General features: G+C 64.9%; 13 protein-coding genes and 1 pseudogene. 13 read left to right on the top strand and 1 reads right to left on the bottom strand.

The window, feature by feature from the left end:
- Positions 1-1,039, top strand: a 1,039-nt coding sequence (locus DVDV_RS18310; protein WP_075356053.1) for an EAL and HDOD domain-containing protein, incomplete at its 5' end; no start/stop codon positions are given.
- A 12-nt stretch (positions 1,040-1,051) separates the two neighbouring features.
- On the opposite strand, the gene DVDV_RS18315 is transcribed toward DVDV_RS18310, so the two are convergent.
- Positions 1,052-1,504 (bottom strand): Rrf2 family transcriptional regulator, encoded by a 453-nt coding sequence (locus tag DVDV_RS18315; RefSeq protein ID WP_075356054.1) that lies wholly within the window; start codon positions 1,502-1,504, stop codon positions 1,052-1,054.
- Between the two features lie 395 nt (positions 1,505-1,899).
- On the opposite strand from DVDV_RS18315, the gene DVDV_RS18320 reads away from it, so the two are divergent.
- From DVDV_RS18320 to DVDV_RS18375, 12 genes and pseudogenes are all read left to right on the top strand, one after another.
- Positions 1,900-2,493, top strand: a complete 594-nt coding sequence (locus tag DVDV_RS18320; RefSeq protein ID WP_075356055.1) for a cysteine hydrolase family protein — start codon at positions 1,900-1,902, stop codon at positions 2,491-2,493.
- A gap of 231 nt (positions 2,494-2,724) precedes the next feature.
- Positions 2,725-3,867, top strand: a complete 1,143-nt coding sequence (locus tag DVDV_RS18325) for an iron-containing alcohol dehydrogenase (protein ID WP_075356056.1) — start codon at positions 2,725-2,727, stop codon at positions 3,865-3,867.
- Positions 3,867-5,081: pseudogene (locus DVDV_RS18330) on the top strand (nitrogen regulation protein NR(II)). The gene DVDV_RS18325 and the pseudogene DVDV_RS18330 overlap by 1 nt, the downstream one beginning before the upstream one ends.
- A complete protein-coding gene (locus DVDV_RS18335; protein ID WP_075356057.1) occupies positions 5,078-6,406 on the top strand; it encodes a sigma-54 dependent transcriptional regulator in 1,329 nt (442 codons plus the stop codon). Before DVDV_RS18330 ends, DVDV_RS18335 begins: the two are co-directional and overlap by 4 nt.
- A 231-nt stretch (positions 6,407-6,637) precedes the next feature.
- The gene (locus tag DVDV_RS23570) at positions 6,638-6,841 is read left to right on the top strand and encodes a hypothetical protein (RefSeq protein WP_075356058.1); all 204 of its coding nucleotides are present in this window, start codon (positions 6,638-6,640) and stop codon (positions 6,839-6,841) included.
- Positions 6,842-6,903: 62 nt separating this feature from the next.
- Positions 6,904-8,679, top strand: coding sequence for a diguanylate cyclase (locus DVDV_RS18345; RefSeq protein WP_075356059.1), 1,776 nt, complete (start codon positions 6,904-6,906; stop codon positions 8,677-8,679).
- A 389-nt stretch (positions 8,680-9,068) separates the two neighbouring features.
- Positions 9,069-9,545, top strand: coding sequence for a cytochrome c family protein (locus DVDV_RS18350; RefSeq protein ID WP_083634826.1), 477 nt, complete (start codon positions 9,069-9,071; stop codon positions 9,543-9,545).
- A gap of 77 nt (positions 9,546-9,622) precedes the next feature.
- On the top strand, positions 9,623-11,431 hold the full coding sequence (locus tag DVDV_RS18355) for a methyl-accepting chemotaxis protein (RefSeq protein ID WP_075356060.1): 1,809 nt from the start codon (positions 9,623-9,625) through the stop codon (positions 11,429-11,431).
- A gap of 774 nt (positions 11,432-12,205) precedes the next feature.
- Positions 12,206-12,721, top strand: coding sequence for an NADP-reducing hydrogenase subunit HndA (gene hndA, locus DVDV_RS18360; protein ID WP_043574505.1), 516 nt, complete (start codon positions 12,206-12,208; stop codon positions 12,719-12,721).
- 50 nt (positions 12,722-12,771) lie between these two features.
- On the top strand, positions 12,772-13,152 hold the full coding sequence (locus DVDV_RS18365; protein ID WP_075356061.1) for a ferredoxin: 381 nt from the start codon (positions 12,772-12,774) through the stop codon (positions 13,150-13,152).
- Between the two features lie 20 nt (positions 13,153-13,172).
- Positions 13,173-14,645 carry an NADH-ubiquinone oxidoreductase-F iron-sulfur binding region domain-containing protein gene (locus tag DVDV_RS18370; RefSeq protein ID WP_075356062.1) on the top strand — a complete coding sequence of 491 codons (1,473 nt, stop codon included), beginning with the start codon at positions 13,173-13,175 and terminating at the stop codon, positions 14,643-14,645.
- Positions 14,646-14,663: 18 nt separating this feature from the next.
- On the top strand, positions 14,664-16,421 hold the full coding sequence (locus DVDV_RS18375) for an NADH-dependent [FeFe] hydrogenase, group A6 (RefSeq protein ID WP_075356063.1): 1,758 nt from the start codon (positions 14,664-14,666) through the stop codon (positions 16,419-16,421).
- Positions 16,422-16,501: the final 80 nt, after the last annotated feature.

Raw genomic sequence — 16,501 nt, forward strand, 5'->3', positions numbered from 1 at the left:
CATCAATTTTTCCAAGGAAATCCTGGAAGCCGGGCATCACCGGTTTCTCGACCCGGCCCGGTTCGTCATCGAGGTGTTGGAGCATGTGGCCTGTGACGCGGCCTTTGCCGAACTGGTGCGCGGCATCCATGAAGCCGGCTACGTCCTGGCCCTGGACGACTATGTGGGTGATCCGTCCTTTGACCCGATCATGCCCTATATGACGTTTGTTAAGGTGGATTTCCTGGCGCTTCGCAACGATCCGGACCGCCTGGAGGCGGTGGTCGCCGCCAGTCTGGCGGCGGGCAAGACCGTGCTGGCCGAAAAAGTGGAAACCAAGGCGGATATCGACTGGTGCCGGGCCTGCGGCATTCCCCTGGCCCAGGGCTTTTATTACAGCCGGCCGCTGGTGGTCATGACCAAGATTCTGGAAGCCAACCAGGCCGTCAAGCTGAACCTCCTGGCCGAGGTCAGCCGGCCCGAACTGGATGTCCGGCGCATCCGGGACATCATCGGCTCCGACGTCTCCCTGGCCTACAAGCTCCTGCGCTACGTCAACACCGCCGGCTTCTATCGGGGCCAGCCCATTGAATCGCTGGAATTCGCCATCACCCGGCTGGGGCGAAACGCCCTGGCCAGCTGGGTGGCGGTCAACATGCTGGCCTCGCTTGGCGCCACACCCCACGACCGCGAACTGGCCTTTGCCTCGGCCGTGCGCGGCCGGTTCCTGGCCCTGGCCGATGCCCGGCGCACCGCCGGCCGGCCTCGCTGCCACGACGGCCAAAGCGTGTGCCTGCTCGGCCTGCTGTCGCTGCTTGACGCCATGCTCGGGATGCCCATGGACCAGGCCCTGGCCGGCATCACCATCGACGCCTCGACCCGAAGCGCCCTGCTCGGGGGCACCAGCGCCTGTTCCGCCTGCCTGGCCCTGGCGAGCGCCTATGACCAGGGCGGAAAGACCGCCGCTGCCGCCATGCAGGCCTTCGGCATTGCCCCGGATGCGGCCTCGCCCGCCTTTTTCGAGGCCCTGGCCTGGACGGCGGACATGTTCCGGTCCTGAACCCCGGCCGGATCAGATCATATAATTGGCCCCCTCGGCCTGCTGGCGCATCCGTTGTTCCTCTTCGACCAGATCCCGCAGGCTGCGCGTGTCATAGACCCGTTCCAGGGCTTCGCGGGCCGCGTCCCACAGCCCCCGAAACACGCATCCGCCGCGCAGGGGGCAGTCATGGCCCGGCCGCTCCTTGTGGCAGTCCACCGGGCTTATGGGACCGTCCATGAACCGGATGACCTCGCCCACACCCACCTCGGCCGCCGGCCGGGCCAGATAAAAGCCCCCGACCTTGCCCCGCTGGGAATCCACAAACCCTCCCTGGCGCAACTGGTGGAGAATCACTTCGAGAAATCGTTTGGGAATGGCCTGCCGTTCGGCAATCTCGCCGGCCGGGACCACTCCTTCCCCTTCCCGGCGGGCCAGCTCGAAAAGGGCCCGCAAGGCGTATTGGCACTTCTGGGTCACTGCCACGGCAGCCTCCTTTGCAGCGTACACGGCACTGCGACATCTCCGGATCGCCGGAACCGGCGTGCTGCCCACAACCTCCCGGCCATGGACGCCCCGGCGCGGCATCCGGCAAACAACGCATCCGGGCAAAACAAATGCTCCGGCCCCGGCACCATCCCCAAGGCATGGCCGGCAACCGGGGGAAGCCGTCCATGGGTGTTTGCGCTCGTCTATTGTATGGCTTACGCACACAGTTTCCACAACAGCCATGCCACCCCCGCGCCAGGCAATTGCCGCGCCCGGGTGGCCACGATAGATGACAAAACCGATCAATTCGATGATAGCCCATGCCAAAGGAACCGGTGGCGCGTCAAGGCGCAACCGACAAATCCGGGGCACCCCGCCCCACGGAGCGCACCATGAGCCACGACGAGAGCCGCCTTGGCGATGCCGCCCTGCTGCTGATCGACATTCAAAACGACTATTTTCCGGGCGGGGCCATGGCCCTGGTCCAGCCCGAAGCGGCCGCAGCCAGGGCCGCGTCGGCCCTGGAGACCTTCCGCCGGGCCGGCCGGCCGGTCATCCACATCCGCCACGAGGCGCTGCGTCCCGGAGCCACCTTCTTCCTGCCCGGCACGCCCGGGGCCGACATCCGGGCCGCCGTGGCCCCGCTGGCCACTGAGACCGTCATTACCAAGGCCTGGCCCAACAGCTTCCGCGACACCTCCCTTGGCGAGGTTGTGGCCCAGAGCGGGGCGTCCCGGCTGGTGGTGGCCGGCATGATGACCCACATGTGCGTGGACGCCACGGTCCGGGCCGGCTTCGATCTGGGCTATGCCGTGACGGTCCTGGCCGACGCCTGCGCCACCCGGGAGCTCTCCTTCGACGGACGCACGGTGGCTGCCGCCGATGTCCAGGCCGCCTTCCTGGCTGCGCTGGGGGCGGTCTATGCCGCTGTCGTGCCCACGGCGGCCCTGACGGACGCGGCAGCCACGGGGACCGGGGCAAACTGACCCGCCGATCCGGCCGATGGCACCGGCCGGGGCGGCGGCGAAACCGGGCCGGCTTGACCTTTTGCCCGGCCGCACTGTATTTCCCGACCAGATATCTGAAAGCGCCTGATCTCCCGGAGGGTTGCCGCCCCAGGCGGCGGCCCCGGCCGGACGCGCGCCCGGCAACGCCGGCTGCAAGCCGCCCCTGGCGTTGCGACAGCCCCGCCGGCCCGGCACACATCGAGGAACTTCATGCGGATCAGCAAGTTCGCCATTCCCGAAATCATTTTCGGCCGGGGGAGCATCGTCCACCTGGCTTCCTGCGCCAAACGCCTGGGCGCGCGCCGGGTGCTGCTGGTCAGCGACCAGGGCCTGGTCGGAGCCGGCTGGGTGGAGCGCATCCAGGAAATCCTGCGCGACAACGGCCTGGAATGGATCTTTTTCGACGCCGTCAATTCCAATCCCCGCGACCATCAGGTCCATGACGGGGCCGACATCTATGTGCGCGAACGGGCCGACGTCATTATTGCCGTGGGCGGCGGCAGCCCCATGGACGCGGCCAAGGGCATCGCCACCATCGTCGGCAACGGCGGCCGCATCAACGACTACGAAGGGGCCAACCGCATCATGCGGCCCCTGCCCCCCATGATCTTTCTGCCGACCACGGCCGGCTCGGGTTCCGACATCTCCCAGTTCTGCATCATTACCGATGTGGCCCGGCAGGTGAAGATGTCGATCATAAGCCGGTCGCTTGTGCCAAACGTGTCCATCATCGACCCGCTGGTCCTTTTGACCAAGAGCGAGGAACTGATCATTTCCTCGGCCATCGACGCCTTTGCCCACGCCGTCGAGTCCTATCTCTCGCTTCTGTCCTCGCCCTTTACCGAACACCAGGCCTTAAAGGCCATTCGCCTGATCGCCCACAATCTGCACCCGGCCCTGGAAGACCGTTCCATCGAAGCCCTGGAGAACCTGAGCATCGCCGCCACCTCGGCCGGCATGTCCTTTTCCAACGCCGGCCTGGGTATCGGCCACTCCCTGGCCCATTCCCTGGGCGGCCGGTTCGACGTGCTCCATGGCCTGGTCCACCCCATCCTGCTGCCGGCGGTCATGCGCTACAACCTGCCGACCAGCGTGGACAAGCTGGCCAACATCGGCCGCATTGTCTGCGGGCCGCGCATGTGCTCCAACGAATACATCGCCCAGGCCGGCATTGCCTGGCTGGAACGGTTCTGCGCCGACCTGCGCGTGCCGGTGCGCCTGCGCGACATCCTGCCCGACAACAGCTGTCTGGAGATCATTGCCAAGGCTGCGGTCAACGACGCCTGCACCCTGACCAACCCCCGACCGGCCAGTTGGGAGTCGCTCCTTGGCGTATGCCAGGAGGCCTGGTGATGGCCGGACGAGGGCCGTCCCTCGAAGATCTGATCGGCATCGAGCACAGCAAGCTGGGCTTTTTCCAGGAGTTGCGCCAGACCATCGAGGCCCTAAAAGACGCCAACACCCAGTCCACCCAGCGCCGCCGGGAAATCGCCGCCATCCTCGACGGCATCACCGACATCATGATGGTGCTTTCAAGCGACCTGCGCATCCTGTCGGTCAACCATGTCTTCCGCCAGACCTTTCCCGAGACGCCAAACCCCGAAGGAATGCACTGCTACCAGATCTTTCGCGGCGACGACCAGCCCTGCCCCAACTGCCCGGCCAGCGCCTCGTTTGCCACCGGCGACATCTGCCGCGAGACCGCTATTTTCAAGATCGGCGGCAAAAACACCCAGTTTGAGATGGTGGCCTCGCCCATCCGGCGGCCCGAGGCCCCGGAAAGCCACATCCTGGTGTTTAAGCGCGACGTCAGCCGGTAAAAAGACTACCAGGCCAAATTCTACCAGGCCGAAAAAATGGCCACCATCGGCATGTTGGCCACGGGCGTGGCCCACGAGGTCAATAATCCGCTGACAGCCATCTTCGGGTTTGCCGAGGGGTTGCGCCGCCGCCTGCCGGCGCTGAAGGAAAAAGTCGATCCCCGGGTGATGGAGGATGTGGAGGACTATGTGGCCACGATCCTTCGCGAATGCCGCCGCTGCCAGGATATCGTCACCACACTTTTGACCTTCAGCCGCCAGAAAACCGTGAGCTTTGCCGCCGTGAGCTTAAACGCCGTCGTCAACGACACGTTAAAGCTCCTGCGCAGCCACTTGAAGCAGCGCAGCCAGGCCAAGATCACCGTGCGCGTGGACTTAAGCGAAAACCTGCCCATGGTGCACGGCGACGAGCACCAGATCAAACAGGTCATGCTCAATTTGCTGGTCAACGCCATGGACGCCATCACCGGCCCCGGGCGCATCATCATCACCACCTTCCAGTCCTCCCAGGGGGCGGTGTGCCTGTCCGTGGAGGACTCCGGCTGCGGCGTCCCCACCGACCACATGGACAAACTGTTCGAACCGTTTTTCACCACCAAGCGCTCCGGCAAGGGCATCGGCATCGGGCTTTCCACCTGCATGTCCATCGTCAAAAAACACCAAGGGGAAATCACGGTGAAAAGCGAGCCGGGAAGCGGCGCCGTTTTTACCGTCAAGTTCCCCGTCAATACGGATAAAACCACGTGACCAGCCCTTACTCCGTTCTGGTGGTGGACGACGAACCGTCCATCGGCAAGCTGCTCAAAAAAGAATTGTCCACGCCGTCAAGAGCCGTGTCCGCTGCCGAAAGCGCCCAGCAGGCCCGGGAGATGCTGCGCCGCAACACCTACGAGGTGGCGGTGCTGGATCTGCGTCTGCCCGACGCCGACGGCCTCGACCTGCTGGTGGAGATCCGCCAGCACTCCCCGGACGTCGAAGTCATCATCATCACCGGCCACGGCAACATCGACAGCGCCGTGGAGGCCATGAAACTCGGGGCGTACGACTACATCACCAAGCCCTTTAACCTCGAAGAGCTGGAACTTGTGGTCGAGCGGGCCTACCAGCGGGCCTGCCTGCGCTTTGAAAACCGCCAGCTGCGCCACGCCCAGAGGCAGGCCCAGCCCCAGCAGATCGTCGGCAACTCCGCCGCCATCAAGCAGATCCGCTTTTTAATCGACAAGGTGGCCCCGACCGACGTGCCGGTGCTCATTACCGGCGAATCCGGGTCAGGCAAGGAAGTGGCGGCCACGGCCATCCAGGCCCGGTCCAAGCGGGCCGAGAAGCCCTACGTCATCAAGAACTGCGCCACGTTGCAAAAGGAACTGGCCCGCTCGGAACTCTTTGGCTACGTCAAGGGGTCGTTTACCGGGGCCACGGAAAACCGCGAAGGCCTTATGACCTTTGCCAACAAGGGCACGCTTTTTCTCGACGAGATTGGCGAGCTGCCCATGGAAGTCCAGGCCTCGCTGCTGCGCACGCTGGAAAACAAGACCTACCGCCGGGTGGGCGACAAGGACGAGCGCACCTCGGATATCCGCCTCCTTTTCGCCACCAACCGCAATCTGGCCAAGGAAGTCGAGGCCGGCCGGTTCCACGAGGCCCTGTTCCATCGCATCAACGTCTTTAATATCGAGCTGCCGCCCTTGCGCGAACGCAAGGAGGACATTCCGCTCCTGGTCGAATACTTCCTGGGCCGCATCGAGGGCGGCGGGGCCTACCGCGTCTCGGACAAGGCCATGGGGTGTCTGATCAACTACCACTGGCCGGGCAACATCCGGGAGCTGCGAAACGTCATCGAGCGCGGCGTAATCCTGTCCGAGGCCGGAGTCATCACGGAAAACGCCCTGCCCCGCGAACTGTCGCTCAAGGCCGAGGGCGAGAGCGACTTCCTGTCCCTGGAGGCCGTGGAACGCGAGCATATCGGCAAGGTGCTGGTCTGTTTCGGCAACAACCGCACGCTGGCTGCCACGGCCCTTGGCATCTCGCGAAAGACGCTCTACCGCAAAATTCGCGAATACAATCTCATGTAAGCTGTCCGGCCCTGCAACCCGGTCCACACACCCGCCCGACTTTGCCAAAGCCCGGACCGGCCGGACTCCCGTGTGCTCTTGCCTGTCCCGGCCGGGCCGTTTAGTATGGTATAATTCCAGGCGGCGGCCCCCAATGGCAAAGGGGCCGCTTGCACCCCCTTTGCAGGACCAAGCCGTTGCCGCCGCCCGGCTCCCGGCCAGCCGGTCACTGTCCATCAGCCGCGAGGTTCCATGACGGGAAGCATCGACATCGGGACCCTGGCGATCTGCCTGGGACTTGGCAACTTCATGCAGTTGCTGGCCTTTTTTATTCAATACCGGATCGACGAAAAACGCAAAGGCCCCGGCTGCTGGACGCTGGCCAGCGCCGTGCTCACCTGCGGTTTTGCAGTGAATTTCCTGCGCGACGTCCCCACCCTGCATAACGCCCCATAATCGTTTACAATCTGTCGATCATTGTCGGGCAAATCCTTATCTACGTCGGCATCGTGCGTTTCATGGGAGGCACGGAAAAACGCGCCCCCCTGCTTGTCGTTGCCGTCGCCGCCGCAGCAGCGGCCTTCTTTTTCACCTTTATCCACAACGACATCATCTCCCGCCGGATATACGGCTCCCTGATCTATGCCCTGCTCTGCCTCGCCTCCGGCCAGGCCCTGCTCAAATACAAGACCCCCGACATCGCCGTGGCCTCGCGCTCCCTCGCAGCCATCTTCATGGCCAACGGCCTGGCCCTGGCCACCCTGGCCGCCACCCCCGTCGTCGAAGCCCTGGGCCTGCCCTTTTTCCCGCGCCCCATCCCCATGGCCCTGACCTTTCTGATACTTATCCTCCTAAGCTGGCTGACCACCATCGGGCTCATCATCCTGGTCAACCAGAGACTCGCCGCCGAAAGCCAGGTGGCCCAAGAGAACATGCGCGCCTCCAAGCTCTTCCTGCAATCGGTCTTAAACGGCCTGACCGCCCACATCGCGCTCATCGACGCCAGCGGCGACATCATCCTGGTCAACGAGGCCTGGCGCGATTTCGCCAGGGATAACGGCCTCGCCCCCGAGCTTGCCGGCGAAGGGACCAACTACCTCTGCGCCTGCGACAACGCCACGGAAGCGGGTTCCTTTGCCGCCGGCATCCGTCAGGTGCTGGCCGGCGAGCTCGAACAGTTCACCATGGAATACCCCTGCCACGCCCCCCACCAGCCCCGCTGGTTCGTCGGCCGGGTCACGCCCTTTCCCGGGGACGGCCCGCGCCGGGTCGTGGTGGCCCACGAGGACATCTCCGAACGCAAACTGATGGAACTGGCCCTGGCCGAAACCAACCAGAAGCTTGGGGCCTTAAGCGCCACCGACGGCCTGACCGGCATCGCCAACCGCCGCCACTTCGACGAAGTCTTCGCCAGCGAGTACCCCCGCCATACCCGTTCCGGAATGACCCTGTCCCTGGTCATGCTCGATATCGACTATTTCAAGAACTACAACGATGCCTATGGCCATGCCAAAGGCGACGACTGCCTGGCCCAGGTTGCCGGGACCATCGCCCGGTCCCTCCAGCGCAAGACGGATCTGGCCGCCCGGTACGGCGGCGAGGAATTCATCTGCCTGCTGCCCGAGACGGAACTGGCCGGAGCGGCCACGGTGGCCGAGGACATCCGCCAAAGCGTCGCAAGGCTGGCCATACCCCATGCCCAGTCGGCCGCCGCCCCCGTCGTCACCGTCAGCGTCGGCGTCCTGGCCGCCAAATGCTCGCCCGGTGCAGTGCCCGGCGATCTCTACAAACAGGTCGACGCCCTGCTCTACCAGGCCAAGGCCAACGGCCGAAACCGGGTGGAAAGCGCTGGCCCGGCCCCCGATGCCGAGGCTGCCGCAGCCAGCCAGGGCATCATCCGCATCTTCTGGGACAACACCTTCGCCTCCGGCAACGAAACCATCGACCGGCAGCACAAGTTGCTCATCGCCCAGGCCAACGAGTTGCTCCTGCTGACAACGCAGAATCCTTCCTGTGCCGTGTTAAGCACCGCCATTGACACCGCTTTCCGGCATGTCGCCGAGCATTTCCGCGACGAGGAACGCATCCTTCAGGAAATCGGTTTTCCGGGACTGGCCGAACACGCTGCCGAACATCACCGCCTGTTGCAAAAGGGTCTGGCCCTGGCCACCGGCTGCACCGAGCCTGCCCCGTTTTCCGGCGATATCATCCGCTACATCGTCCATGATCTGGTCATGGAGCACATGCTCTCCGGCGATATCCAATACCACTTCTGCTTCAAGGCCAAAGCCTGACCTGGGCGGCCGCGTCCTGGACGCGTTGTGCGGTGCGGACCGGCCGCCTTGCACGGGTCAAAAGGAGCCGGGCCCGGCGCATCCCGTCGGCTCCCAAAGACGAAGCCCGGCCGCGAGCCAGCCCTTCCGGCCGGTTCATTTTTCATCCCCCAACAAATTCCTGCTATAACAGTTGATTAGCGCCCGGTTCAAAACGTCCGCCGGCGTGTTACGCTACCCCGCCCCTTTCGCTCCCCCGGTATGTATTTTGCTCTTGGTCACGAAAACACCCACGCCGCGTGTGGCCGTCCAGACTTGGACAGGCTGCCTGCGGCGCTGCGACGACGCGCGGGCTTCCCGTCCCCCAAACGGGCAGGCTGCCCCGCTTCGCCCGACCAAAGGAGTCTGCCATGGGAAGGCGAATCAGCCGGTGTCTGCTGGCGGCGGCCAGCCTCACTCTCACCCTGACCCTGCCCCCGGCAGCCACGGCCGGGGAACCAGCCGCCCGCTACGTCGGCAGCCAGGTCTGCGCCCCCTGCCATGCCGGCCAGCACGAACGCTTCATGCGCTATTCCAAAAAGGCCCATTCCTCGAAAAACCTGCGGCTTATGGCCAAGGGGCTCTCCGACCAGGAACTGACCAGCTGCTACGGCTGCCACACCACCGGCTACGGCCGGCCGGGCGGCTTTACGGATTTCACGGCCACGCCGCAGCTGGCCGACGCCGGCTGCGAGGTCTGCCATGGCCCGGGCTCGGTCCATGCCGCCTCGGGTGATCCGGCCGCCATCAAGGGCCGGCTCACCCTGGCCGACTGCGAGCCCTGCCACAACGACCCGCGTGTCCATTCCTTCGGCTACAAGCCGCTGCTTAATGCCGGCGCGCACTGACGCCTGTCCCGAAACCGCCCACGGGCGCGTCCGGGGCAGGGCTGCCAAACCCTGCCCGGCCGCGCCGGAGAACCGCCATGGCTGTCCCCCGCGTCCGATCCATCCGCGTAAAAGCCCTCATCCTGGTCAGTCTCGTGGCTGCCGCCGCCCTGGCCGGGCTCTTTGCCGCCAACACCCTGTGGCAGCGCGACATGACCCTGGCCCGTATCCGCCAGACCGGGGCAGCCGAGGCCGACCTGGTCAAGCTTATCGTCAGCGAACCCATGCTGGTCGGCGACAATGCCGCCACCACGGCCCAGTTCCAAAAAATTGCCGCGGTCGGGGAACGGTTCAAAGCGTTTTTGACCGACTTTTCCGGCCAGGTCACCTACGCCACCGACCAGGACGGCCTGCGCCGCCCCCTGGCCACCTCGGCCCCGGGACCGGCCCTGGCCGCCATGCTCACCCGCGCCCTGGAACGGGCCGAGGACGGCGACGGCCTGGAAACGGCCCCGGACGGGACGGCCCGCTTCGCCACGGTGCGGGCCATCAAAAACGATCCCCAGTGCCACCACTGCCACGGCGCGTCCCGGGCCATCCTCGGAGCCCTGGTCACCGTGGCCGACGTCAGTGGGGACATGGCCGCCCTGGCCGCCAACCAGCAGCGCACCGGCCTGCTCTCCCTGGCCGGGCTGGCCGGGCTGGTGGCCGGGCTGCTCCTTTTCATGAAACGCACCATCATCGACCGGCTGGCCTTTCTGGCCGACACCAGCCAACGCATGGCCACCGGCGACACGTCGGCCTGCCAGGAAGTGTCCAGCCGCATCGCGGCCCGGCAACAGCGCGGAACCATGGATGAAATATCCGTGCTCGGCTCGGCCCTGTGCACCCTGGTGGACAATTTGCGCCAGAAAATCGCCGAGGCCGACGAGAAGAGCCGGGAGGCGGCCGCCGAGGCCGACCGGGCCGGCGTCTGTCTGGCCGAGGCCGAAGCCGCCCGCGAGGCCGGGGCAACAGCCCGGCACGAAGGCTCGGTCCAGGCCGCCCGCACCCTGGAAGGCGTGCTGGTCCATCTGGGCGAGGCCACCGCCGCCCTGTCCGAAACCGTGGCCCAGGCCAGTTCCGGGGCCAGGGCCCAGAAGGATTCGGCCCAGGAGACGGCAGCCGCCATCGGCCAGATGAACGAAACCGTGCTCGATGTGTCCCGGACCGCGGCCGCTGCGGCCAAGACCTCGGCCGAGGCCAGGGACAAGGCCGACCAGGGGGCCGGCACGGTGCAGGAACTGGCCGGCTGCATCGACGGCGTGCAAAAGCTGGCCGAAGGCCTTCGCGGCGACATCATCGCCCTTGGCCGGGAGGCCCAGGGCATCGGCACCATCATAAACGTCATCTCGGACATTGCCGACCAGACCAATCTGCTGGCCTTGAATGCCGCCATCGAGGCGGCCCGGGCCGGGGAGGCCGGGCGCGGCTTTGCCGTGGTGGCCGACGAGGTGCGAAAGCTGGCCGAGAAGACCATGCTGGCCACCAAGGACGTGGAGCAGGCCATCACCGGCATCCAGGCCGGCACCAGGACCCATGTGGCCAGCGTGCAGGCGGCGGCGACAGCCATTGAAAACGCCTCGGGGCTGGCCCGGCGCTCGGGCGAGGCCCTTTCCGGCATCGTGGCCCTGGTCACCAAGGCCTCCCGGCAGGTGGCCAACATCGCCGCCTCCTGCGAGGACCAGTCGGCGGTCAGCGACGAGATCGGCCGGGCGGTGGACAGCATCAGCGCCATTTCCCAGGAAACGGCCGAGGCCATGGCCCAGGCCGACGCCGCTGTCGGCCGGCTGGCCACCCAGGCCGAGAGCCTCAAGCAGCTCACCGACGACATCCTGGCCCAGCCCGGCTGCCCGGCCCTGACCTGACCCCGGCCTTTGCGCGGCCGGCGGTGGAACGCCGCCGGCCGCCTGCCTGCTTCGCCGCCTGCCTGCTTCGCCCAGGGCACCGCCCGGTGCGGCCCAACCAGGCCGGCGTCCGCGCCGGACCGGGCCTTCCTGCCACCCGCCCTGCCCCCCGGACACCGAAGGACGGCGATCCGACGACCGCTGCCCACACTCCCCGCCGGCCCGGGCCGATGCCGCCTGCCCGGAATAGGGGATGCACTCCTTCCTAAAACGTGCTACGTTTGTCGCAATTTCCAGGCAATTTGCCCGCCATTGCGGACGGGCATTGTACAGGCGCAAAAGGGGTGACATTTTGACCCATTTTTTGCCGGCGGCTAGCGCACTTTGTCTTTGTAGTGGTAACGCACTGCAATCATTGTTGTTTTTAAAAAATGGCCAGCCCTGTCACCCATTTCCTCCTGCCGCGATTCCCCATCCCTGCCCACTGCCCCGGCGACCCGGGACGCTCCAAAAACACAACCATCTGATATTCAACAAAATTCTTCTATGGCCCGGTTATTGCTCAATGGGCAGCGAACGCACACGCGGCAGGCTGACGCCGGGAGGTAATACGGGCGGCCCAGCCGGAAGCAGCAAACCCCCTTAATTTGTGAAAATAATCACAAAAGCCGGGGAGGACAGGAACACACAAGGCCGACGCCAGTGCGACCGACCGGCAACCAGCCACCGGACCGCACGACGCGCCAAGCCCAACAGTATTGGACCCTCAAAACCCACAAGGAGAGGTGCCTCCGTATGCAAACTTCAACTTGTCAAGCAATCGGTGAGTGCCGGATGCCGGAACACGCCGTATTGCCGCAGCCACTGTACCGGGAAGTCGTGCAGTTCATCGACGCCCTTCCCCAGAAAGAAGGCCATCTGGTCACCGTGCTGCACAAAGCCCAAAGCGTCTTTGGCTATCTGCCCATCGAAGTGCAGCAGTTCGTCGCCGACCACATGGAAGTCCCCCTGGCCCAGGTCTACGGCGTGGTCAGTTTCTACACCTTTTTCACCATGGTCCCCAAGGGCAAGCATCCCATCTCCATCTGCATGGGCACGGCCTGCTTCGTCAAAGGCGCGGACAAGGTCGTCCATGCCTTCAAGGAGCAGCTCAAGATCGATATCGGCGACGTGACCCCTGATGGCAAGTTCTCCATCGACACCCTGCGCTGTGTCGGCGGCTGCGCCCTGGCCCCCATCGTCATGGTCGGCGAGAAGGTCTACGGCAACGTCACCCCCGGACAGGTCAAAAAGATCCTGGCCGATTTCTAACGGCCAAGGCCCTTGCACCATTCCATGCCCTGCCAGCCAAGGAGCGCCACATGAGCACCATCGCCACCATCGATGCCCTGCGGGCCAAGCGTGAAGAGATTCTCGCCCGCCAGAAGGCTCGCCAGAACAAAGTCCTTATAAACGTGTCCCTGGCCACCTGCTCCATCGCCGCCGGCGGCAAAGTCGCCCTGGAGGCCATCCAGGACGAAGTGGCCCTGAACGGCCTGACCAATGTGGAATTCATGCAGTCGGGCTGCATGACCTTCTGCTTCGCCGAACCCACCGTGGAGATCACCCTGCCCGGGAAGGATCCGGTCGTTTTCGGCGGCGTGGACGAGACCCGGGCGAGAGAGCTTGTCACCGAGTACGTCATGAAGGGCGAACCGGTCGAAGGCATCATCCCCGTCACCTACGAACGAGTAGTCCTGTAACGCCAATCGGGAGACGACACATGGCAGCGACGACGCAAATAAAGCAGCTTCGGATCGCCACCCGCAATTGCGGTTTCATCGATCCCGAAAGCCTTGACGATTATATCGCCCTGCGGGGCTACGAGGCCCTGGCCAAAGTCCTCACCATGACCCCGGCCGAGGTCGTGGAAGTCATCAAAACCGCCGGCCTGCGCGGCCGGGGCGGCGGCGGCTTCCCCACCGGCGTCAAATGGGGCATCGCGCTTTCCAACCAGGCCGACCAGAAATACATGGTCTGCAACGCCGACGAAGGCGACCCGGGCGCGTTCATGGACCGCGCCGTCCTTGAAGGCGACCCCCACTCCGTGGTCGAGGCCATGGCCATCGGCGGCTACGCCATCGGGGCCACCCAGGGCGCGGTCTACATCCGGGCCGAATATCCGTTGGCGATTAAGCGCCTGCGCAAGGCCATCGACGACGCCCGGGGCATGGGCCTTCTTGGCAAGAACATCTTCGGCTCGGGCTTTGATTTCGACATCGAGATCAAGTACGGAGCCGGCGCGTTCGTCTGCGGCGAGGAAACGGCGCTCATCCGCTCCATGGAAGGCCACCGGGGCGAACCTGTCAGCAAGCCGCCCTTCCCGGCCCAGTCCGGCTATTGGAAAAAGCCCACCATCGTCAACAACGTCGAGACCTTCGCCAATGTTCCGGCCATCATCTTAAAGGGCGCGGACTGGTTCTCCTCGATCGGCACGGCCACCTCCAAGGGCACCAAGGTGTTCGCCCTGGCCGGCAAGATCGTCAACGTGGGCCTCATCGAAGTGCCCATGGGCACCTCGCTTCGCGAAGTCATCTTCGACATCGGCGGCGGCTGCCCCGACGGCAAGGAATTCAAGGCCGTCCAGACCGGCGGCCCCTCCGGCGGCGCCCTGGCCCACAAGGACCTCGACGTGGCCATCGACTATGAGTCGCTCATTGCCCGCAAGTCCATGATGGGCTCCGGCGGCATGGTGGTCATGGACGAGGACGACTGCATGGTGTCGGTGGCCAAGTTCTTCCTGGACTTCACCATGGACGAGACCTGCGGCAAGTGCACCCCCTGCCGCATCGGTTCCAAGCGCCTGTTTGAAATGCTCGACAAGATCACCAAGGGCCACGGCACCCAGGCCGATCTGTCCCGGATGAAGGCCCTGTGCGAGTCCATCAAGGATACGGCCCTGTGCGGCCTGGGGCAGACCATGCCCAACCCCATCCTCTCCACCATGGACACCTTTGCCCACGAGTACGAAGCCCACGTCACCCAGAAGAAGTGCCCGGCCCACGTCTGCACGGCCATGCTGACCTACACCATCGACGCGGCCAAGTGCACCGGTTGTACCCTGTGCACCAAGGTCTGCCCGGTGGAGTGCATCTCCGGTACGAAAAAACAGCCCCACGTCATTGATGCCTCCAAGTGCATCAAGTGCGGCGCTTGCTACGACAAGTGCAAGTTTGACTCCGTCATCAAGCTGTAAGGCCGAAGGAGGTCTGCAATGTCCATGCTGACAGTAACTATAGACGGCAAAACAACCACCGTCCCGGCCGGCAGCACCATTCTGGATGCCGCCAAGAAGCTGGATGTCGATATCCCGACCTTGTGCTACCTGAACCTCGAAGACCTGCGGGTCAACAACAACGTCGCCTCCTGCCGCATCTGCGTGGTCGAGGTCGAAGGCCGCCGCAACCTGGCCCCGGCCTGCGCCACCCCGGCCAGCGACAACATGGTGGTCAAGACCAACACCTTGCGCGTCTTAAACGCCCGCAAGACCGTTCTTGAACTGCTGCTCTCCGACCACCCCAAGGACTGCCTCGTGTGCGCCAAGTCCGGCGAATGCGAACTGCAGGCCCTGGCCGAAAAGTTCGGCATCCGCGAGTCCCCCTATGACGGCGGCGAAATGTCCCACTATCGCAAGGACATCTCGGCTTCCATCATCCGCGATATGGACAAGTGCATCATGTGCCGCCGCTGCGAGACCATGTGCAACGACATCCAGACCTGCGGCGTGCTCTCCGGCGTCAACCGCGGCTTCACCGCCGTGGTCGCCCCGGCCTTTGAAATGAACCTGGCCGACACCGTCTGCACCAACTGCGGCCAGTGCGTGGCCGTGTGCCCGGTCGGCGCCCTGGTCGAACACGACCACAGCTGGGATGTCGTCGATGCCCTGGCCGACCCGGACAAGGTGGTCATCGTCCAGACCGCCCCGGCTGTCCGGGCCGCCCTTGGCGAAGACCTCGGCATCGCCCCGGGGACGTCCGTCACCGGCAAGATGGCCGCGGCCCTGCGCCGCCTCGGCTTTGACCACATCTTCGACACCGACTTCGCCGCCGACCTCACCATCATGGAAGAAGGTTCGGAATTCCTCGACCGCCTGACCCGCCATCTGGCCGGCGACCAGACGGCCAAACTGCCCATCCTGACCTCCTGCTGCCCCGGCTGGGTCAAGTTCTTCGAGCACAACTTCCCCGACATGCTCGACGTGCCCTCCACGGCCAAGTCGCCGCAGCAGATGTTCGGAGCCATCGCCAAGAGCTACTACGCCGAAATGCTCGGCATCCCGCGCGAAAAGCTCGTGGTCGTCTCGGTCATGCCCTGTCTGGCCAAGAAGTACGAACGCGCCCGGCCGGAATTCACCGTGGACGGCAACCCCGACGTGGATATCGTCATCTCCACCCGGGAACTGGCCCGGCTTATCAAACGCATGAACATCGATTTCGCCGGCCTGCCCGACGAAGATTTCGATGCGCCGCTCGGTGAATCCACCGGTGCGGCCCCGATCTTCGGCGTCACCGGCGGCGTCATCGAAGCCGCCCTGCGCACCGCCTACGAACTGGCCACCGGCGAAACGCTGCAAAAGGTCGAGTTCGAAGACGTGCGCGGCATGGAAGGGGTCAAGGTCGCAACCGTCCAGGTCGGTCCCCACGCCCTGCGCATCGGTATCGCCCATGGCCTGGGCAACGCCAGAAAGCTGCTCAACCGGGTGCGCGAAGGCGAAGTGTTCCACGCCATCGAAGTCATGGCCTGCCCCGGCGGCTGCATCGGCGGCGGCGGACAGCCCTACCACCACGGCGATATCGAACTGCTCAAGCTGCGCACCCAGGTGCTCTACGACGAAGACGCCGGCAAGCCGCTGCGCAAGTCGCACCAGAACCCGTACATCATCGAACTGTACGAAAAGTTCCTGGGCAAGCCGCTGTCCGAAAAGTCGCACCACCTGCTCCACACCCACTACTTCAAGCGCCAGCGCCTGTAGTAGCAGTAGTGGTAGAAGAAGAAGAAACTGGAGAGGCGCTGCCTCTCCAGACCTCTCCGCCGGGGGGGGATGCTCCCCCC

Source organism: Desulfovibrio sp. DV (assembly GCF_001936595.1).
Lineage (GTDB): Bacteria > Desulfobacterota > Desulfovibrionia > Desulfovibrionales > Desulfovibrionaceae > Solidesulfovibrio.